The sequence below is a fragment of the Labrenzia sp. VG12 genome, assembly GCF_002237595.1.
GTDB lineage: Bacteria > Pseudomonadota > Alphaproteobacteria > Rhizobiales > Stappiaceae > Roseibium.
Genome location: NZ_CP022529.1, coordinates 3,133,368 through 3,153,944, shown reverse-complemented (window position 1 = coordinate 3,153,944; position 20,577 = coordinate 3,133,368). Strand labels below are relative to the sequence as shown.

Genomic DNA, 20,577 nt, shown 5'->3' with positions numbered 1-20,577 from the left:
ACAGGGGAATTGGAACCCGGCAGCCAGGTCCCGTCAGACAGTTCGGAAGTCTCCGCGCCCGGGCATTCTCAGAATTACCGAAATTTCATTTGCTTTGCGGGAACCCATCCCCACCTTTGAAGGCGGAGGACGACCTCCATTTTCCTCAACACGAACCGGGGCGACCCGCCAGGGAAACCACCATGGCATGGGTCTTTCTTTTTGCGGCCGGTCTGCTGGAGATCGTCTGGGCGTTCTTCATGAAGGAGTCGCATGGCTTCACGCGCCTGACACCAACACTGATCACGCTCGGGGCGATGATTGCTTCGTTCGGTCTTTTGTCGCTTTCGATGCGCAGCCTGCCCCTGGGCACCAGCTACATGATCTGGACTGGCATCGGCGCCGTTGGCGCCTTCGTGGTCGGGGTCATGTTTCTCGGTGAAACGGTCAGCTTGCAGCGTGCGGTCGCAGCGCTTCTGATCATCGCCGGGATCGTCACGATGAAACTTGCCTGAAACGGCAAACGCTGTTTCGCTGGCAATTCCAACCCGCGGCCTGAACCGCGACGGCTGGAACGGAGATATGTCAATGTTGAGCAAAGACAGTGTGAGAGACCTGTTTTCAAATCTGGAGACGGGGCACAGTGACCAGTTTTTCGAGAGGGTTCGGGACGATGTCGACTGGACCGTCATGGGCACGCATCCGCTCGCGGGGCACTACCGGTCCAAAAGCGCCTTTCTCGACGCAACCTTCGCGCGGCTCGGAAAGGTCCTGAAAGACGGCGTGATCCTGAAGGTTGTTGATCTCCATGTGGATGGCGATGTCGCCATCGTCGAATTACGGGCCCTCTCGACCGCCAACAACGGCAAACCTTTCGACAACACCTATTGCTGGGTCTGCACCTTTGACAGGGACGGCAGGATTGCCAAGGTGCGTGCCTATCTGGATTCGGCCCTTGTTGCCCAGTTGATTGAAGAAAACGAATAGGCCTGTCTGCGGAGGCTGCGTCCACCTTCAACGACTTGTTGGGCTTACTAAAAGGCGGTTGCACCCGTCGTCAGATCGCCAGGGGTTAGCCCTTGGCGCCAAACAGGATCGCCGTCAGTGCGCTGGGTACGCAGGCTGGTCCGTGGCGTCCTGTTTTCATTCCTGCGCGAACTATGAAGTTGTTCTGAAGCGATGCTGGCAGCGCGGCAAGTTCGTGCTGGGCAACGAGGCCTTTCAATGCGCTGGCAAAGGATCTTTCGGCCGCGCTGCCTGGTTCGATCCACCTGCCGCGATCAGCGCTGCGGCGATAGATCGTCTTGCCTTCCTTAATCGTTTCCGTAACCCGGAGCGTTTCCAGGTCTTCCGGATCGATCGCCAGAGGATCCCCTGACAGGATGACAAGATCGGCAAGCTTGCCGATTTCAATCGATCCCTTTTCCTCTTCTTCGAAATGCTGGTAGGCGGCCCACAATGTCATGGATTTCAACGCAGTGATCACGTCCACACGCTGCGTTGGACCAATGATGTCGCCGCTCCGTGAACGACGGGTCACAGTTGCATCGAGCACTCTCATGGAGTCCGGGAATGCGACCGGCGCATCGTGATGGCTGCCGAATTTCATGCCTCGCTGAAGCATCCAGCCCGTCGGGGAAATGTTGTCGGCAAGAGCAGGTCCGACCGTGTGGTCGCGGTGCCAGTCTCCCCAATAGAACGTGTGCATGGGAAAGAGCGAGGGAAAGACTTTCAGCTTCTTGTAGGCATCGACCTGATCCTCGCGCAGAAACTGACCGTGAATGAGTACTGGTCGCCGGTCGGCGTCGCCGTGCTTGGCCGTTGCAGCCTCTATGGCGGCAATCAGGCGGTCGGAAGCTCCTTCACCGTTGGCATGTGAGAGAAGCTGAACATCATTCTCGAAAGCCCAGTCGACCATGTCGAGAACCGTTTCCATGGTTTCATAGGCAATGCCTTTGTAACCGGGTGGATAGTCGCCGACCGGATCGTAATAGGGACGGTCTCGCAAAGCGGTAAAGCCCTGGGGGGAGCCATCCAACGTCAGCTTGCCACCGGCAATCCGAACCCTGTTGGTGTATTCGCGTGACTGATTGGCAGCCACAAAGTCACGATCGACCATGACATCCGGATAGACGGCCACGTCTATCTCGAGTTCCTGCAGATCGGCGAGCTCGTTGAGAACGTCGACCACCAGTGGGACGGCCCGGCCTTCCTGCGCAGTCGTGAAACCGTAGCTCGCCCAGAGTTTTGTGCCGGCGCGGCCAAGTTCTAGGAAGCCTTTCTGACCGAGGTTGCCGAAGAGCCTGCCCAGGGAACTGAAGTGTATGTTGCCTTCCAGCACGCCATCCGGTTCGTTGGCGGGTCCGCGGCGAATGACACCGCCGGGCACGTCTTCAGAATTCGCATTCAACCCCAGAAACTCCAGTCCCCTGGAATTGGTGACGCCGATGTGACCAGATTGGTGGACGATGTAGATAGGAAACTCCGTCGAAACCTTGTCGAGGTCTTCACGGGTCGGATGGCGCTGTTCGGCAAGCTGGGCCGGGTCATATCCAAAACCGACGATCAGATTGACCGCTTCCACGGTCGACCGGTTTTCTTCAGTCCAAAGCTTCAACTCGTCAACAAGGCCAGCAATGTCCTGAACCGTGCCGTCGGGCGGGGCGAGCAGGTTTGCAGAAAGCGCCTGGAGCCCACCCATGACAACGTGTCCGTGCGAGTCGATAAAGCCCGGAACCATCGCACGGCCCTTCAGGTCGATGACCTCGGTGCCGTCACCCTTGTGCATCATCACGTGGTCGCTGGATCCGACGGCGAGAATGCGGCCGTCTTTTTCCGCAACCGCATCAACGGTCATGGCGGCATCGTTCATTGTATGAACGGGACCTCCCACCCAGATGCGATCGGCAATCTCCTGAGCCGACACAGGCGACGCAAATGCTAATGCCATTAGGAAAAAAGGGAGAATGCGTGCGGAAGTCATTCTTTTACTCCGGAGCTTGCCAGGCTGGCATGACACGTCGGGTTTGCACCTCGTGTCCGCACAAATTAATCCCTCGCATTTCATTCAAATGAATGGGTCCTGACCCTGGGCGTGGACAATTGTTAAACTGTAAGGCGTACGCGGCCAGTGATGAAGTCGCGAAAATGCTTATCGACTTTGGTGTCAGCGGAATAAACGAAGTTGGCTCGGGGATGAATTCGCTCAAGTGTCGCGGATTTGTTCCGGGTGGAGTGGCCATTCCATTCCTGGTTCGACATGGCGGTTGATGGCGATAGTGGTTAGGTTGTGACTCGCCGACAGCGGCTGGACCCTGATCTGGTCCGCGTGCTGACCGCGACCTCCTGCAAGCTTCACCGGGGAACCCGACGCATGTCTCGGAAAAACACACTCTCGCTGCTCAATTTCCCAAGCTGGATGCGGCGCTTGCGGGAAGAGGAAAAACGGCAGGCAAAGACCAATCCGTTTCTGGCCCAGGCGATCGCGGACGAGAAAATGGCCGGCCACCGGATCGCGATCATAGCCCGCACGATAGCCTTTGGTGCCGTCGGGCTCCTGCTACCGTTCCTCAACCCGAACCTCAACGTTCTCTACTACGAAGCTTTCATTCTGCTCTTCATTGCGCTTGGCTGGCTGCAGCTGCGCATGGCAAAGGTAGGCTACTCAAAGAGCGAACTCGGACTGATCCTCCTCGATCTTGTTCTGCTGACGGCGGTCATCATCATTCCGAACCCTTTTCTTGGACAGGATATCCCCACAGCCTTTGTCTATCGGTTCGAGGGCTTCATCTATTTCTTCATCTTCCTGGCCTTGAGCACGCTCGCCTATTCGTGGCGAACCATCTGGGGCATCGGCATCTGGGTGGCGGCTCTCTGGGTGATCGGCTTTGTCGGTGTCGGCTGGTTCGGACACACCATACCGGAGTTGACCGGTGCTGCGGATAACGCGTTTCAGGGATACCCGATCCTGCAGGAAGAATTCGACCCGAACAGCCTTCGCCCGACAATCCGGGTCCAGGAAGTGCTGATCATCCTGATCGTTGCCGCCATTCTCACGGTCAAGGGATGGCGCTCGAACCAACTCCTGATGCGGCAGGCAGACCTTGCCGCCGAGCGTGCCAATCTGTCCCGCTATTTCCCGTCCAGTCTGGTCGATGTCCTTGCCTCCACCGACCGCGATATCGGCGCGGTGCGCACCCAGAATGTCGCCGTGCTCTTTACCGACATTGTCGGCTTTACCGAGTTTGCGGAACAGCATTCTCCGGACGAGGTCATGGACCTTCTGCGCCATTACCACGCCTTCGTCGAGCGCTCGATCTTCCAGAACGGAGGTACGCTGGACAAGTATCTGGGGGACGGTGTCATGGCGACGTTCGGTACGCCGGAAACCAGGCCCGGCGACGCGGCCAACGCGCTGAAAGCCGCAACGCAGCTGATCGAGGAAACAGAAACTTTCAACAAGGACCTGGAGGCCAGGGGCATTTCACCGATCAAGGTGTCGATCGGCGTGCATTTCGGTCCGGTCATCCTGGGGGACATCGGACCGTCCAGGCGCCTTGAGTTTGCCGTTGTCGGCGACACCGTCAATGTCGCCAGCCGCCTGGAAGCCTCGACACGGGAACTTGGCTGCCGCTGTGTGGTGAGCGAGGACCTGATGAAACAGGCTGCCCAGTCCGACAGCCCGGAGGCGCCTCAGACCCGGTTTTCCCTCAGGGACCCGATCAAGCTGCGGGGGCGTCAGACGGCCGTTAATGTCTGGACGATGTGAGGCCTCAAGACCGCGGGCATTGTCTCAAGGGTCCGCTGGAGGCAGGAAAACCCCAGCGGAGTGTCAATTCACCGTCTGACAGGACCATGCCCAGAAAATACTGCCGGACGGTGTCCTCGCCGCAGCGCGCATGGGCGCCGGAGAAATATCCATCCGGGCGTTTTTCGATCGGGCCCCAGCTCAACAGACACCAGAGCTGGCCCTGTCGCAGCCATTCGTCACCGATTTCATAAGGCTCTGCCAGGAAGGTTCCACCCGGCTTGATCGGTTCGCGCGCGCACTGCTTCGCCGTGCCCCAGGTGCCGAAGAAAACTCTGCGATCTTCCGCGGCAGCGACGTCAATCGGCAGGTTCAGAAGGGCAATCAGGATCAGGAGGCGCATTGTCACTGGATAACGCCGCAGGCCCGGCGCCACCAATCACGTCGTCTTGAACGCAGGACGGTCACCGGTGCAATCCCAAGCGCTGTCAGGGGGTTAAAGGTCGATCTCACAGCCCCCTAATCTGTTTGTGATTGGCGGCCCGAATTGGCAGCGCCCTAGGATATCTGCCGAGTTGCATGCGCTTGCCAGAGTGTCGGGACAGCCCCTTCCATCGGCGGACCATGCAGGCGCAAACACGGTCCGCCGCCCGCGTCTTCCCCGGCTGACCGGCTTTTTGAAAGGCTGCAAAATGGCAGTGGCTATCGGTGTCCGGTTTCATCTTTTCCTGGCGGGGCTTGCCCTTGCGGTGTTCCTGTCGTCAGGGATCCAGACGGTCAGGGCCGAGGCTGGAAAGGCCTTGCCCGACTATGTGATCGAGACCTTCGGGGCGAGACCCACCGTGCCTGACGGCCCCTTGTCCGAAGATCTTCAGAAGGCGATCCGGGTGGCTTTTGTCGATCCGGTCAAGAACGGCACCTGGGGGCGCGACCAGATGGATGCCCTGAACGAGATCACGGCCTCGAAGGATCCGCGCATCGGTTGGATCATCAGCGATCTCATGCGGTTCGCCACGTCCCCTCAATTGACGGCCGTCCTCGCGTCGGCTTCCAGCGAGCTTCTTGGTGCGGAGATCAGAACGCAGAACGCCTGGGGCATGCTGACAGATCACCTGATCGCCTGGGATATTCCGGCGCCGCCAGATTATCTTGCTTCCAAACGGGCGATCTTCACCGGCGTCATCCCCGGCTGGGACAGGATCTTCATCGAAGGCGACATCGACTGGCGCATGGTGTCCTGGGGCGGTGTCCTGATCGACAACCGCCCGCATGACCGCACCGACGATCTTTGCAACTGCATTCCGGCTGCCGACAATCCGGAGGTGATCAGCGCAGCGGAAGCGACCTGGCTCGATGAAGACGACATCGTTTTCGGCATCACGATCAATGGCGAGTCCCGGGCCTATCCGAGGCAGATCATGGAAGTGCGTGAGATGGTCAACGACACGTTGGGTGGCCGCGATCTCGGCATTCCCTACTGCACCTTGTGCGGCGCGGCGCAGGCCTATTTCACCGACAACCTGCCTGACGGCATCGAACGCCCGATCCTGCGCACGTCGGGTCTTCTGATCCGGTCCAACAAGGTGATGTACGACCTCAACACCTATTCCGTGTTCGATACATTTCTGGGGCACGCGGTGACAGGGCCGCTTGCCGAAAAAGGGCTGCAGCTCGAGCAGGCGAGCGTGGTCACGACCGACTGGGGCAGGTGGAAGAAGGTACACCCGGAGACAACGGTGCTGAAGGAACGCTACGCGCTCGGCCGGGACCCGGATTTCCGCAATACGCGGGATGCCAACGGTCCGATCTTTCCGGTCGGGGACGTCGATCCGCGCCTGCCGGTGCATGAAGATATCATCGGGGCGATTGCGTCCTCCGGAAAGCCGGTCGCCTTTCAGCGCAGCAAGGCCATGGCCGCCCTGCAAAAGGGCGAGGAAATCGCCTTTGAGGATGTGCGTCTGAAGCTCGACGCCGGTGGCATAAGGGCGGTCGGCAGCGATGGCGCCGACCTTGGCAGCCACCAGGCGTTCTGGTTCGCCTGGTCGCAGTTCCATCCGGGGACAGCACTCTGGCCGGAGTGAGGCGCACGTCTGCTCCGCTCGTTACTTCACGCCGTTGTCGCAGCCCTTCTGGAAGCCGAAATCGCAATGGGCTTTCAGGCGGGCCGTGTCCTCTTCGGTCCAGTCCTTGGGGGCAGTGACCTGAACCCAGGGAACGATGTAGTCCTGAGCGTAATAGGCGTGGCCATGGCCCGGAGGCGCACCGAAGGCGAGTGCCATGTCGAGGGCCAGCTGGAACTGGGTGACAATCGGAATGAAGGTCAGATGGTCCGAGACATCCGGCGCCGGCGGGTCGTTCATCCAGGGCGGTGCACGCCAGACGGACAGCGGATCGTAGAAAACGATCGGATCGCTGGAATACTGCAGGAAGGCGATCCGCATCCGGCCCCAGTCCGCCTTGGCTTCGGACGCGTCCGCATAATGGGACGCGTAGCGGACCAGGGAGCCGTCGCCAATGGTCGGCAGCATCCAGGGACTGCCGGGATTGCGCGCGTTCTGGACGTAGTTCCAGAGCTCGGAAGGGAAGGGCGGACCGGCCCAGAAGGCACCGTTGATCGGATCGTCGACCAGGCGGAACAGATTGGTCGCATACATGGATGACCAGGCCCCGAGGCTCAGTCCGTGAGCGTAGAGCCTCGGCCGGCTGTCTTCCGGCAAGGTCTTCCAATGCTCATGGACCACACGCAGCAGTTCGGTCGCCTGATCAAGGCCGGTGCGGGTTTCCAGGATCAGCGCGAGGGGCGACTGAAGATAGGAATATTGCGCGCTGACGGTCGCGATGTCGCCGCCGTGCATATATTCCAGCGGATCGTGGGAACCGGGATCCATCCAGCCGGTTCCGGTCGGGCTGACGACGACCAGCACCTCTCGGTCGAAGGCCTTGAGCCGCTTCAATTCCGCAAGAGCCAGCTGGGCCCGGTCCTCGGGCGTTTCACCGTCGGCCCGTCCGACATAGACCCGGATCGGGTCCAGGGCAGGTTTGCCGGTGAAGGCGGAGATCGCCTTGGCATCCGGGCCTGAGGTCACGAAGTCCCGGCCCGGCCGGCCCATGGCGGCCCAGTCGATCAGCGACGCGGAAGAACCTGCCTGGTTGGGATTGTCCGGTGGCGGCGGGGCATTTTCAAAGAGGTCCTGGGCCGCTTCATAACTGTTGTCGAGACCGGTCACGACATTGTCGAGAATCCCGTCGCGGGTCACAAAGAAGAGGATCAGGACAACGGCGACGACACCGAGCACGTTGGCGCGCCGCGGGGGCATGAACCGGTAGAAGCGTCCTCGGATCCAGCGGAAGAGGACGCTGACAAGAAAACCGATCAGATAGGCGACAAGAAAGGTGGCTACGGCCGCTGACAGTATCGTCAACACATGCTGGGCTTCGGCCGGTTCCAGTCCCATCTTGATCCTGAGCGCGTTTTGCCAGTCGAGGCTATAGGCCAGCATCCATATCGTGAAGCCGAGCGCCGCAATTGCCAGCACAAGACTGCGATAGAACGCAGCCCGGCCTTTCAGGCGCGGCATGTCCGCGGCCAGCCACAGCAGTCCGATGATCTTTCCGAGAAGATAGCCGAGTGCAATCAGGAGCCCGCCGAGAATACCCTGTACCAGAGCGTCGCGCGGGATCAGGGACGGGGTGAGCGACGCGGCGAAAAAGAGCAGTCCGAGCGTCAGGCAGGGAACGGAAAATGGGGAAATCAGAGCGCGTAACCAGGCCACGGAATTGCCTCTTGAATGTTCGGAGTGAAAGTCAAAATGGTTGCAATCAAGGGGCAAGTCTAGCTGAGGCCAATGAGAATGTAAGTGGGCGCCTGGCTCCGGATTGCAGGTCCGTGACGTTTTAAGGGTGACTTCATCGGGAGGTGCGTGTGTCTGCGATTGCAAGCCGCGTGCCCCGAGGGTATCCAGAAGAGAGAGACAGAAGAGAGGCAGCGCGGGGCGACGCGCTTGAGTGAGAGAGAACAAGATGTCCGATTCGAAGATTGTCCTGATTGACCGACATCCCGGCCGGTCCGCGCAGACCATCGGGGTCGCCCGGGAACTGGGCACGGACCCGGCGCTCATCCATGAACCTTCCGTCGGCGTGGTCGGCACCAAGGGAGACAGCCAGTGCTACCTTGGCGTTGCCTCCAAGGTTGATGCGATTCACGAGCATCTGAAGTCCCGCATCGGCAGTGGGGCCGACGATCTGAAATACCGCCTGGTGCAGCCCGAGTTCACCATCGCGACCTCTGACGGCATCCGCAACGGGACGCGGGAGATGCGTTATTCGTTGCTGGGCCGGGAAGTCACCAACGATTCCCTGTGCGAACATCTGGAAGCGACCGGTCTTGCCGGAACCATTGCCGTCGTTGCCTGCGACAAGCCGCCGGTTGGCACGCTCGCGGCGGTGCTGGAGCATAACGAGCCGGCCATCATCATGTCCGACGGCACCATTCGCCCCGGCCGTGACCCGGAGACGGGTGAAGCGCTCGATATCGTCAGCGCCTATCAGGTTGCCGGTCATCCGGACCAGGCGGTTCGGGACAGGATCGCCTGCAATGCCTGCCCGGGCATCGGCAGCTGTGGCGGCATGTTCACCTACAACACCATGCAGACCTTCATCGGCGTCGTCGGCCTGCAGCCGCTGCACATGGTCGCTCCGGCCTCCGATGACCGCCGCCGTCTGGAGGAGTTCCCGAAGGAACTGGTGGCGCATCTGGCCAACATGATGGCAACCGGTCTGAAGCCGCGCGACATCGTGCAACGGGATTCGATCCGCAATGCGGTCATCGTCGCCATGGCAATCGGTGGCTCGACCAACGTGGTTCTGCATGTTCCGGAAATCGCACGGGCTGCCGGGTTCGAACACTTCTGGCGCGACGTCATGACGCCGGAAGAGTTCAATCACCTCTCCAAGAACGTCGTGCCGGTGCTGACCAACGCCCGGCCATACGGCAAGTATTCGATGATCGACATCGACCGGGTCGGCGGTGTGCAGGTGATTGTCAAGGAATTGCTGGATGCCGGGCTCCTGAACGGCGACATGATGACCTGCACCGGTCGCACGCTCGCCGAACAGGTTGCCGATCTGGAAACGCCTGCGCCGGATGGCGACGTCATCCATTCGGTCGCAACGCCTTTCAAACCGACCGGCGGCCTGCGCATGCTGGGCGGCAACCTGTCACCTGACTTCTCAGCCATTCTGAAACTGGCCGGCGTCGAAGGCGGTCTGGAAGACAATCTCTTCAAGGGGCGGGCGCGGGTCTTTGAAGGCGAAGTCGGCTTGATCAAGGCACTTGATGAAGCGCCTGACAGTTTCCAGGACAAGGACATGATCATTGTCCGCTATGAGGGGCCGAGCGGTGCGCCGGGTATGCCTGAAATGCTGGACCCGACCTCACGCATTACAACGCTTTGCCGCGAACGTGGCATTGTGGTCGCGTTGATGACAGACGCCCGGTTCTCCGGTGGGTCTGTTGGCCTGGTAATCGGCCATGTCGGGCCGGAAGCCGCGCTTGGCGGTCCGATTGCCTTCGTCGAGGATGGTGATGCCATCATCGTGGATCTCAACAACAACACGCTGAACTGCCCGGCGCTGGATGACGCGGCAACGCTTGCCGCCCGCAAAGCCGCCTGGGAGAAAGTCGTGGCCGACAATGGTGGCCAGCATCCGAATTGCGGTGTCGCTGATACCCGTCTCCTGCACCGGGCGCGTCACACGGCGGTTCCGGCCGTGCGCGGCGGTGGCATGCATCCGAACCGGGAAGTCTGGGTGCGCGACCTGCGTGAACCCGTGAAGTCAGGCTTCGAACCGCGCAATCGCCACCGCGAAGGGTAGGCGCGAAAGGCTCGCGCGTTCCAAGAGCGCGCGGTGTTTCCTGCAGCGAGACGCGAGCTGACAAAGGCCTTCAACTGTTTTTAGTTGAGGGCCTTTTTGTTTTAGCTCGAGCCGTCATTGGCGTTGGGGAAGAACAATTGCTGGCCATCGACGGTGTAGTCTGCAATGGCCTGCTGGCCTTGCCTGGACAGCAGCCAGTCGATAAAGGTCTGGCCCATTTCGGCTTTGACGTGGGGGTGGGCCTTCGGGTTGACGAGGATCACGCCATACTGGTTGAAGAGCCTGTCGTCGCCTTCAACGGCGATCTTGAAATCACCCTTGTTGCCGAAAGCAATCCAGGTGGCCCGATCGGTCAGCACATAGGCGCCCATGCCGGTGCCGCTGTTCAAGGTGGCGCCCATGCCCGACCCGGTTTCGCGGTACCAGGTGCCGGATGCCTCGGCTGGGTCGATGCCGGCAGCTTTCCAGAGACGCAGCTCCGCCTTGTGGGTGCCGCTGTCGTCACCGCGCGAGGCGAACAGGGACTGACTTTCCGCAATCCTGGCAAGGGCCGCAGTGATGTCGCTCATGCCGGCGATGCCGGCCGGATCGTCCGGCGGGCCGATCAGGACAAAGTCGTTATACATGACGTCGGCCCGCGAGACCCCGAGACCATCTGCAACGAATTTTTCTTCGGCGGGCCTGGAATGCACGAACAGGACATCACCGTCGCCATTGGCCGCATTGCGGATGGCCTGGCCTGTGCCGACCGCAACGACACGCACCTCGATGCCGGTCTTTTCCATGAAGGTGGGCAGCAAATGATCGAAGAGGCCCGAGTTCTGCGTCGAGGTCGTCGACTGAACGATGATGAACCGGTCGTCGGCCAATGTCGGCTGGCTGGCGAGGGCGGCAAAAAGAAGTGTGGCGGCAAACGCCTGAAACATCCGCTTGATCAATTGGGTCTCCCGGAAGGGGCATGAAGGGATTGTGTGTTGGGGCCGAGATAAAGGCGGCCGTCCCGCCAGGCGCGAACCGGTTCGCTCTGCGGTGCATTCAGGACGGTGTCCACCGGGCCGGTTTCGACTACGGTCCCGTCCTGCAGGAAAATAACGTCCTCTCCCAGCCGTTTCGCCTGACCGGCATCATGGGTGACCATGACGATGGTGACGCCGCGCCGGTTGGCGTCCAGCACGAGTTGCTCGATCGCGGCCGTGGAGGCCGGGTCGAGATTGGCGGTCGGTTCATCCAGGAAGAGCAGCTCCGGGTCGCAGGCAAGGGCACGCACCAGAGACAGGCGCTGTTGTTCGCCGCCGGAAAGCACGCGGGCAGGGCGTTTTGCCAGATGGCTGAGGCCGGCTGAGGCAAGGGCAGATCCGATCCTGTCGGCCTGGTCCTTGCCGCGCAGCCCGCGCACGGCGAGGGCAAATTTCAGGTTTGCAAATACGGAGCGGCGCAGCAGAACGGGGCGCTGAAACACCATGGCCTGAGCCTTGCGGGCGACGCTGTCCAGTTTGGCTCCCTGCCAAAGAACAGTGCCGGTGTCGGGTTCCAGAAGGCCGTGCAGCAAACGCAGGAGCAGGCTTTTGCCGGCACCGTTCGGTCCCATGATCAGCGTGCGAGATCCATGGCGGATTGTCAGGTCCACCTGGTTGAGAAGACGGGTGCCGCCTGCAGAAAAACTGAGCCCGCGAGTTTCCAGCAAGGGAGTGGTCTCGACAGGCGACTGCAGCGCCGACGCGCTGGGGGCCGTGCTGAAGGAGAGATCACGCATAGGCAGACCTTTCGGCAGAGGCGCGCAGCGCCATCACGGCGGCGTTCACGGCAAAGGCAATCAGAAGCAGGATGAACCCGAGAGCGAGCGCCAGCTGCAGATTGCCTTTGGAGGTCTCAAGAGCAATGGTCGTGGTCATCACACGGGTGACATGGTTGATGTTGCCGCCGACAATGATGACCGCGCCGACTTCGGCGACCGCCCGGCCGAATCCGGCGAGGGCAACGGTCAGGAGGCTGTAGCGGGCATCCCAGAGCATGGCTCCCAATCGATCGAGCGGACCGACGCCCATGGACGCGAACTGGTCGGCATATTCGCGATTCAGATCCTCAATCACCTGCCGGGTCAGAGCGGCAACAATCGGGACGACCAGCACCATCTGGGCAATGATCATGGCCGTCGGCGTGTAGAGGAGACGCAACACGCCGAGCGGTCCGGAGGCCGACAGCATCATGTAGACAAGCAGTCCGACCACCACCGGCGGCAGGCCCATCAGAGCATTGAGCACAATGGAAATGAGCGTGCGGCCGGGAAAGCGGAAGCAGGCGACGGCCGCTCCGAGAGGCAGCCCGATCAGGCAGGACAGGAGCACAGCGGTGAGGGTGACCTGCATGGACAGGCCAATGATTTCCATGAGATCCGGATCCAGCGCAAAGACCAGGCCGAATGCCCCGGCAAATGCACCCCAGAAACTGTCCATTCCTGCATTTCCTCCCGTTCACGGGAAAAAATAACGTAAAATGCACAAAAATCCAAGCCGGTATGCGTTTGCTGGCCGGGCGCGTTGCCTGACGCAAATCCTGACTGATTTCAGCGAGTTAGGAAGGAGGGGCAATCCAGGCTGGTCGCGATCGGATGGAAATGACCAGGCGCAGTCTTTTCGAAATCGGCATGCACGCGGTATTTCCCGGCAGAGCTTCGCTTTCCAGGCCGCGGAAGGAGGACCCTCCCGCGGCCCGGAACCGTTACATCTTGGCGCGCTCGGACCTGAGGGCCAGCCACAGGCAGTAGCACATCACCAGGACAACGATGGTGAAGGGGATGCCGGTCGAAACGGCGGCCCCTTGCAAGGCAGCAAGGCCTCCACCCAGAAGCAAGGCGATCGCAACCAGACCTTCCAGGGTGCACCAGAAGACACGCTGGACAACAGGTGCATCCATTTTGCCGCCCGCGGTGATCGTGTCGATCACCAGGGAACCTGAGTCGGACGACGTCACGAAGAAGATCACGATCAACAGCAGCGAGATCGGGGCCACGATCGAATAGAAGGGCAGTTCCCTGAGGAAGCCGAACAGGGCCCCTTCCGGTTTATAGGCGTCGATGACGGTCGCGCGCACACCTTCTGCACCGCCCGCATTGAGCATGTCGATGGCTGCCCCGCCAAAGGTGGACATCCAGAGGGCGCAGACCAGTGTCGGTGCGATCAGGGCACAGAGCACGAATTCGCGTACCGTGCGGCCACGGGAAATTCGGGCAATGAACATGCCGACAAACGGCGACCAGGCAATCCACCAGGCCCAGTAGAAGGTCGTCCAGCCGTGGAAGAAGCTGGTGTCCTCGCGCCCGAACGGATTGGAGAGCGCCGGCAGCATCAGCACGTAGTCGGTCAGGACCGAGAAGTACCGGGTGACGGCAGTGACCAAACCGGTTGTCAGGATCACGAACAGGAACAGCGCGACGGCCATGATCATGTTGATCTCAGACAGTCTCTTGACCCCGGCATCCATCCCCATGAGGACAGAGCCAAGGGCGATTGCGGTAATGCCGATGATCAACAGCACAACGACCGTGGAGGTCGGTTCAATGCCGAACACTTCGTTGAGACCGGCCGCGACCTGCTGCGCTCCGAGGCCCAGCGAGGTCGTCAGGCCGAACAGGGTGGCAAAGACAGCAAGCGTGTCGATCATGTGGCCCCACCAGCCCCAGACCCGTTCGCCGAGCAGCGGATAGAAGGCGGAGCGAAGGGTCAGAGGCAGGCCGAGATTGTAGCAGAAGATTGCGAGCGACAATCCGACCGCAGCATAGACGGCCCAGGCTTCGAGGCCCCAGTGGTGGATGGTGCCGACAACACCGGCATATTCATTGCCGGCCTGGCTGATATCCACGCCAAGCGGGCTGGCGCCGCCACTTTCGGCAAAATTGTAGTAGACCGGTTCCAGCACGCCGAAGAACAGCAGGCCAATGCCGATGCCGGCTGCAAACATCATGGCGATCCAGCCTGCATAGGAATAATCGGGCTTGGCGTCCTTGCCGCCGATCCGGACGGAGCCAACCGGCAGCACGATCAGGGCCAGGCAGAACAGCGTGATCGCGTTGACCGACAGCACCAGGAACCAGTCAAAAGTGCTGGTCAGCCAAGGCCGCAGCCAGCCGAAAAATTCGGCGGCAGCTTCCTGATTGGCAAGTGCGATAAGCACGAAGGCACCGATCAGTATGCTTGAGATCAGGAAGACGGGATTATGCAGATCAAGGCCGAACGGCCTGATATTGTCCTGTCCAAGTTCATATTCGGTCTCGAAATCCCACACACGGGGATCCGGATCGAGCATCTTCTTTGTTTCCGACATATTCCCTCCCATCTTCCTGTCTTGTTAACCAAGGTGCACAGTGAAGTTTTGTCGAATTCCGATGCGTCTTTTTCTTTGTTTGTTGTCTGTCCTCTTTCGTATTTCTGCGTTCTTTTTTCTTTTGCGAGTGTAAGGCTATTTCGAGTGTCGCGTCTATCTGATTGACGCTGGTCAGCCTTGTTCCTCGAGCACCTTCCGCGCCACGCGGAAGCATTCCAGAGCTTGCGGAACACCGCAGTAAATGCCGACGACATGAATGATCGCGCGGATTTCCTCCTGGGTCACGCCGTTGTTGATGGCGCCCCGGCAGTGGATCTCCCACTCGGTCATCTTGCCGAGTGCGCCGATCATGGAAAGGTTCATCATCGAACGCGTCTTGGCATCGATGACGTCGTCACCCCAGCCGAAGCCCCAGCACCAGGCGGTCATGGCTTCCTGGAACGGACGGGTGAAGTCGTCGGCAGCAGCCAGGTTCTTTTCGACATACTCTGCGCCGAGTGTGGCTTTGCGTTGTTCAAGGCCCTTTTCAAACAGGTCCTGGTCCATGATCTACCTCAGTTTGATCGCAACGTTTTTGGTCTGCACGTAGTTGAGCAGGGCTTCGCGTCCCTTCTCCCGACCGTAGCCGGATTTGCCGAAACCACCAAAGGGGGTCTCGACGCCGCCGGCATACCATTCATTGACGAAGACCTGTCCGGCGCGCAGGCGGCTGGCCGCGCGCATGGCCCGGTCGACATCGGCGGTAAAAACACCGCCGACAAGCCCGTAAGGCGTGCCGTTCGCAATACGGATGGCCTCGTCCTCGTCGCCGAACGACAGCACGGACAGGACGGGCCCGAAGACTTCGTCACTGGCGATGGTCATCTCCGGTGTGACCCCGGTCATGATTGTCGGCTCCAGGAAAAAGCCGGGCCGGTTCATCCGGCGTCCGCCAGTCGCCACCCTGGCGCCTTCCCGTTCGGCCGCCGAGACCATGCCTGAAGCGCGCTGCGCCTGCGCTTCGGAAATCATGGCGCCCATATTGGCGCCAAATTCGGGAAATTCGAGACCACTGCCGACCTCAAGTCCCTCTGCCATGGCAACGAGGCCATCGACCAGCTTGTCGTGGACCTTCTCCTGCACGATCACGCGGGACATGGCCGAGCAGACCTGACCGGCATTGAAATAGATGCCCCAGCGAACGTCAGACAGAAACGCGTCGAGATCCGCATCATCATGGACGATGGCAGCCGATTTCCCGCCAAGTTCCAGAACGCAAGGGACGACATTCCTGGCGGCGGCCGTGGCAATGGCGACGCCAGTGGGCACCGAGCCTGTAAAGACGATCTGATTGACATCCGGATGGCCGGCGAGCGCCGCACCAGCCTCCTTGCCGATGCCGCAGAGGATGTTGAGAGCGCCCTTTGGCAGGCCGCAGGAGAGTGCTGCATCCGCGAAATAGCGATTGGTCAGCGGGTCGAGCTCCGGCGTCTTGACTACGGCGGTACAGCCGACGGCAAGGGCTGCCGACAGGGAGCGCGCGGTCATCTCCATGGGATAGTTCCATGGAATGATCTGTGCGGAGACACCGCAAGGTTCGTGTGTGGTGAAATCGAAATAGCCGCTGCCGAGCGGGATCGACCGGCCTTCCATGGTCTCGGCCTGGTTGCCGTAATACTCAAAGTATCGGGCGGCCCCTTCGATCTCGAGACGTGCCTCCCAGAGCGGTTTGCCGGCTTCGCGCGTCAGAACCGGGGCGATCTCGTCGATATGATCGAGCAGATAATCGCCCATCCGGCGTACGATCCGGCCGCGTTCCACCGGGCGCAGGCCGGACCAGGCGCCGCTGTCATGCAGGGCCTTGGCAGCGGCAACCGCCCGGTCGACATCTCTTGCATCAGCGAGTGCCTGCCTTGCGAATGCGTCTCCGGTGGCCGGATCCAGCACGTCAAGCCAGCCTGCGCCGCCATCGACAAAGCTGCCGTCGATGAAATTCTGCCAATGATCCGGAAGCTCTGTCACTGCGGCATTATCCTGTGTCGGTGCAAGCGGTCGTAATGGGGTTTCATGCGCCGGTAGACCTGCTGAACGCGGGCGGGCGCTTCGGTGATGTCGACATATTTGCGCTTTTGAGGTGTCAGACCGGTCGAATTCTTCAGGTTGGCGTGAAAGGAGCCGCCGTCCCACCAGCTGTACTGGGCGGTGTCTGCACCGGGCTTCCAGCTGAGGGCCTCTTCCAGGAACGGGAGGTCCACGGCTTCGCAAAAGGCCTTCACAACCTTCTGCGGATTTTCCAGCAGATCGCCGCTGTCGACGACCGGTGGCGGTGTGCCGTTCAGCGCGGACAGGAGATCGAACAGGGCACGCTGCTCCGGAAAGCCGACTTCGGCTGCGTCAAAGTCGGGCCATTTGGCATGCATGGAGGTGATGGTGAGCGCCGGGTCGCGGATCAAAAACGCATGGGTGAAACGGGACAGGAAGTCTGCGTCCCACATGTGGTTGATATAGTGCGGAAAGTCCTTGATAAAGACAGGACCCTTTTCGGCGCGCTTCCGGATGTCGTCCCAGACGCTGTCGAGTGTCAGGCCCGGGGTTGTCTTGTCACCCGGTTGAAAACGCGGCCAGAACGGGTCTTCGCCCTGATACCAGGCTTCGCCGAACGGTTCGTGCAGGCAATCAAGGTCACCGCGTTGGCGCATCATCCATTCAAAGGCGGTCGAGGTGGAGCGCGGCACCGCCCAAAGAGCGACGATCTTATGCATGAAGTGTCTCCAGCAAGCGCCCGTGATGTCCTTCCGGCGCCAGGCCCAGCGACTTGAACACCCGCCAGTAGAGCGCCGTATCATGCGCAATGACCGGCTTGCCGAGCATATGTTCCAGGTCCGGCGTCAGATGCAGGATGCGTTCCGGCTGACCGTCCGTTCCGGTCCGGAAATTGACCATGCCATTGGCAAGATAGGCATCCGCCTCCGGCGCTTTCTCGGCAACATATTCGAAGCTTTTGCGGGCGAGAGATCCATCAAAGATCCAGCGTTTTGCGTTGACCGCTTCCTGGCTGTCGAACCAGCCCTGGTCGACGAAGTTTCCGGCCCAGACAACATCGAATCCGGCTTCCTTCAGAAAACCGACGGTGCCCTGCCACCAGTCGGGCCAGTGATAGACGGCATTAAGCGCCACCTTCTCGACATTCATGGCCCGCAGGGCCTCGACCAGCGCGTAACCGGCCATGTGAAAGGCCAGCCCATGCGTGTCGCTCAGCCGCTGGCAGAAGTCTTGGATGCCGTCGACACCTAGCCGTGACGCGTGCACCCAGTTGGAACCGACCTGGGCGCAGACATCGGCGCCATTTGTGGCCATGACGGCCGCGAACTCTTCCAGTAGCTGGAAATTCCGGCTGCGCTGGTCGAGCCGGTGGCCATAGTCCGGCACATGCAGCATCCAGCCATGCACACCGACGGTGCGCGGGGCAATGCGCAGGAAATCGCTCGGGGCGGCGTCCCAGTCATGGGGTGGGCAGGTGAAACCGACCTGATACGGAAACAGTTTCTGCTCGGGCGTCCACTCCGCCGGCATGGCTTCGGTCAGGCCGGATGGTTGGCCGGATGCCTGATCTGGGGCCATCAGGCTTCCCGCATCCAGGTTTGCAGGGCCTTGATGGAATGTTCTGAATGAACGCCGCAGGCCGGGTCCAGAACCAGGGGGCCGGGCTTGTAGCCGCGGCTTTTCAGGCCCTTGTTGACGGATTCCACCAGATAAATGTCTTCTTCCACCGTGGTGGACCGGTCCTGAACGGCAAGGCGGCGGATTGTCTCGCTGTCGACGCCATCGATCGTGTACCAGCCGCGCCAGACAACGACGTGATCCACGTCGACCGCGCGCCAGTGATAGGTGTTCAGGATGTTGCCGGGATAGACCTGGAAGGAGAACAGGGGCCACAGGAACCAGGACGAATAATCGCCCGCATGCTCGTTGGAGCCGAGGTCGATGTCATAGGTCATCCGGTCGAGATTCTGGCACTCCGTGGTATGCCTGAGACAATAGCCCTGGGGCTGGATGTCATAGGTTTCCGGCTTGACCACGCCGGTTGCGAAAGTGGGGTGGTTGATGGGGCAGTGGTAACATTCGGAATAGTTCTCCACGGAGACTTTCCAATTGCAGTTTTCTTCTATTTCCACCCATTCAAGCGGCTTCAGCCGATCGATTTGCGGCACGAAGGACCTGAGTTCCTCGCGCACATTCGGGAACCAGTCGTCCATCGGCTTGGCGTCCGGATCGAGGTTCACGAAGAGAAAGCCGCAGAAGTCCTCAATGCGGACGGAGGTCAGGCAGATCTGGCTGCGATCAAAGCCGGGCACGGAGCGGACATTGGGGCCGGAGCGGAGGCCGCCGGTCAGTTCATAGGTCCAGCTGTGATAGGGACAGACCAGCAGTTTGGTATTGCCTTCGCCCTGGACAAGCTGGTGTGCCCGGTGCTGGCAGACATTGTAATACGCCCTGAGCACGTTCTCCCTGTCGCGCAGGCAGATCAGGCTTTCACCGGCAATTTCGACGGTGAAATAGTCGCCCGGCTTGTCAAGCTGCGAGACATGGCCGGCAAATTGCCACGTTCGCGCCAGCAGGCCATCTTTCTCCCGCTCGAAATGAGCCGGGTCGGTGTAATATCGCGCTTCGAGAGAATGGATCAGCTGGCTGTGAACGTTCATGAGCGGTCCTTCCACTCTTCCTGATAAAGCCCCATGGCGTGGCGGCGGGTGTGAAAGCGTTCGATGCTGGCAATCACGTCTTCGGGCGCGTCCGCAATGACGAAGGCCAGCAGGGTTTCAAGCAGGGCAACGGTCGAGACCGAGGACGGAAAAAACTGCGGCGTCTCCGCATCGACGACAAAGCTGTGGTCGCTGCCAACGACAATGGGCGAGGCCGGGCTGTCGGACAGCGCGATGATGGTCATGCCCTGTTCACGGGCGACCTCGACCGCCTCGATCACATCGGTGCGGTAGGGTTTGCACGTCATGGCCACAAGGACGTCGCGTTTGTCCGCACGCGCCAGATCGTCCGTTGCGACAGACCCCATCCTCGGGATGGTCCAGATCGTGTCGACCGCCATGTCGGCCAGGTAGGAGAAGATCCGCGCGTTGGAATTGTTGACGCCGACGCCAAGCACATAGGTGTGCCGCGCATTGACGATGGCATCGGCCGCCGCCTTCATGGCATCTGAGTTGGTGGCGGCAAAGGTGTTCTCGATATTGGCAATGGCGCAGGCCGCCATTTCCGCGAAGAGTTCGCCGAGCTGACCGCCCTTGGCCAGCGACTGCAGCCAGCGGGCACGGTCCGGAAAATCCGTGCCGCGGCTGCGGATCGCTTCGCGGAACGGATGGCGGAAATCCTCGTAGCCCTCGAAACCGACCGACCGTGCCATGCGCACGAAGGTGTTCGGTTTGACGCCTGCCGCATCGGCGATCTCGCGGATTGAGCTGACGCCGACATCATTCGGATTTTCAAGCACATAGCTCGCCGCCTTGCGCAGTTCGGGGGTGAGCTCCTCCAGCTCCGAAGCCAGCTCTTCCAGAACGGCTTGCGGCGCCTTCAAATCTGACTTTGGTACATTCATATCATTCATGATTGACGAGAGTACATTTGTACAATTACGCTGTCCATCGAAAAATTCACCGGCCAAGGAG

18 protein-coding genes are annotated in these 20,577 nt (G+C 60.6%); 5 read left to right on the top strand and 13 right to left on the bottom strand.

Features of this window, described 5'->3' with window-relative positions; translation table 11 throughout:
• Nucleotides 1-182 precede the first annotated feature (182 nt).
• Together CHH27_RS14620 and CHH27_RS14615 are read left to right on the top strand one after the other, a co-directional pair.
• The gene (locus tag CHH27_RS14620) at nt 183-494 is read left to right on the top strand and encodes a multidrug efflux SMR transporter (RefSeq protein ID WP_094074761.1); all 312 of its coding nucleotides are present in this window, start codon (nt 183-185) and stop codon (nt 492-494) included.
• A 73-nt stretch (nt 495-567) separates the two neighbouring features.
• Entirely contained in the window at nt 568-966 is a 399-nt protein-coding gene (locus CHH27_RS14615; RefSeq protein ID WP_094074760.1) for a nuclear transport factor 2 family protein, read from the top strand.
• An 85-nt stretch (nt 967-1,051) separates the two neighbouring features.
• Here CHH27_RS14615 and CHH27_RS14610 read toward each other — a convergent pair whose 3' ends face one another.
• Nucleotides 1,052-2,851, bottom strand: a complete 1,800-nt coding sequence (locus tag CHH27_RS14610; RefSeq protein WP_208988227.1) for an amidohydrolase — start codon at nt 2,849-2,851, stop codon at nt 1,052-1,054.
• Between the two features lie 501 nt (nt 2,852-3,352).
• On the opposite strand from CHH27_RS14610, the gene CHH27_RS14605 reads away from it, so the two are divergent.
• Nucleotides 3,353-4,747 (top strand): adenylate/guanylate cyclase domain-containing protein, encoded by a 1,395-nt coding sequence (locus CHH27_RS14605; protein ID WP_094072243.1) that lies wholly within the window; start codon nt 3,353-3,355, stop codon nt 4,745-4,747.
• Nucleotides 4,748-4,751: 4 nt separating this feature from the next.
• Here the strand turns inward: CHH27_RS14605 and CHH27_RS14600 are convergent, their stop codons facing one another.
• Nucleotides 4,752-5,135 (bottom strand): hypothetical protein, encoded by a 384-nt coding sequence (locus CHH27_RS14600; RefSeq protein WP_157738936.1) that lies wholly within the window; start codon nt 5,133-5,135, stop codon nt 4,752-4,754.
• Between the two features lie 283 nt (nt 5,136-5,418).
• Between CHH27_RS14600 and CHH27_RS14595 the strand changes: the two genes are divergently transcribed.
• Nucleotides 5,419-6,807 carry a DUF3179 domain-containing (seleno)protein gene (locus tag CHH27_RS14595; RefSeq protein WP_094074759.1) on the top strand — a complete coding sequence of 463 codons (1,389 nt, stop codon included), beginning with the start codon at nt 5,419-5,421 and terminating at the stop codon, nt 6,805-6,807.
• Between the two features lie 21 nt (nt 6,808-6,828).
• On the opposite strand, the gene CHH27_RS14590 is transcribed toward CHH27_RS14595, so the two are convergent.
• Nucleotides 6,829-8,499, bottom strand: coding sequence for an alpha/beta-hydrolase family protein (locus tag CHH27_RS14590; protein ID WP_208988226.1), 1,671 nt, complete (start codon nt 8,497-8,499; stop codon nt 6,829-6,831).
• A 247-nt stretch (nt 8,500-8,746) separates the two neighbouring features.
• Here CHH27_RS14590 and CHH27_RS14585 point away from each other — a divergent pair, with 247 nt between their 5' ends.
• A complete protein-coding gene (locus CHH27_RS14585) occupies nt 8,747-10,600 on the top strand; it encodes a dihydroxy-acid dehydratase (protein ID WP_094072241.1) in 1,854 nt (617 codons plus the stop codon).
• Nucleotides 10,601-10,701: 101 nt separating this feature from the next.
• Here the strand turns inward: CHH27_RS14585 and CHH27_RS14580 are convergent, their stop codons facing one another.
• The 10 genes from CHH27_RS14580 to CHH27_RS14535 form a co-directional block, all read right to left on the bottom strand.
• Nucleotides 10,702-11,538 (bottom strand): substrate-binding domain-containing protein, encoded by an 837-nt coding sequence (locus CHH27_RS14580; protein ID WP_371681722.1) that lies wholly within the window; start codon nt 11,536-11,538, stop codon nt 10,702-10,704.
• Nucleotides 11,535-12,353: an ATP-binding cassette domain-containing protein gene (locus tag CHH27_RS14575; RefSeq protein WP_094072240.1), complete on the bottom strand. Its 819-nt coding sequence runs from the start codon at nt 12,351-12,353 to the stop codon at nt 11,535-11,537. Before CHH27_RS14575 ends, CHH27_RS14580 begins: the two co-directional genes overlap by 4 nt.
• Complete coding sequence (locus CHH27_RS14570) at nt 12,346-13,053, bottom strand: ABC transporter permease (RefSeq protein WP_094072239.1); 708 nt, start codon at nt 13,051-13,053, stop codon at nt 12,346-12,348. Before CHH27_RS14570 ends, CHH27_RS14575 begins: the two co-directional genes overlap by 8 nt.
• A gap of 265 nt (nt 13,054-13,318) precedes the next feature.
• Nucleotides 13,319-14,920, bottom strand: a complete 1,602-nt coding sequence (locus tag CHH27_RS14565) for a BCCT family transporter (protein WP_094072238.1) — start codon at nt 14,918-14,920, stop codon at nt 13,319-13,321.
• Nucleotides 14,921-15,091: 171 nt separating this feature from the next.
• A complete protein-coding gene (locus CHH27_RS14560) occupies nt 15,092-15,466 on the bottom strand; it encodes a carboxymuconolactone decarboxylase family protein (RefSeq protein ID WP_094072237.1) in 375 nt (124 codons plus the stop codon).
• Between the two features lie 3 nt (nt 15,467-15,469).
• Nucleotides 15,470-16,921 carry an aldehyde dehydrogenase family protein gene (locus CHH27_RS14555; protein WP_094072236.1) on the bottom strand — a complete coding sequence of 484 codons (1,452 nt, stop codon included), beginning with the start codon at nt 16,919-16,921 and terminating at the stop codon, nt 15,470-15,472.
• Complete coding sequence (locus tag CHH27_RS14550; RefSeq protein WP_094072235.1) at nt 16,918-17,661, bottom strand: sulfotransferase family protein; 744 nt, start codon at nt 17,659-17,661, stop codon at nt 16,918-16,920. Before CHH27_RS14550 ends, CHH27_RS14555 begins: the two co-directional genes overlap by 4 nt.
• A complete protein-coding gene (locus CHH27_RS14545; RefSeq protein WP_208988225.1) occupies nt 17,654-18,520 on the bottom strand; it encodes a hypothetical protein in 867 nt (288 codons plus the stop codon). The genes CHH27_RS14550 and CHH27_RS14545 overlap by 8 nt, the downstream gene beginning before the upstream one ends.
• Entirely contained in the window at nt 18,520-19,602 is a 1,083-nt protein-coding gene (locus tag CHH27_RS14540; RefSeq protein ID WP_094072234.1) for an aromatic ring-hydroxylating dioxygenase subunit alpha, read from the bottom strand. Before CHH27_RS14540 ends, CHH27_RS14545 begins: the two co-directional genes overlap by 1 nt.
• The gene (locus tag CHH27_RS14535) at nt 19,599-20,486 is read right to left on the bottom strand and encodes a MurR/RpiR family transcriptional regulator (RefSeq protein ID WP_247646107.1); all 888 of its coding nucleotides are present in this window, start codon (nt 20,484-20,486) and stop codon (nt 19,599-19,601) included. Before CHH27_RS14535 ends, CHH27_RS14540 begins: the two co-directional genes overlap by 4 nt.
• Between the last annotated feature and the right edge of the window lie 91 nt (nt 20,487-20,577).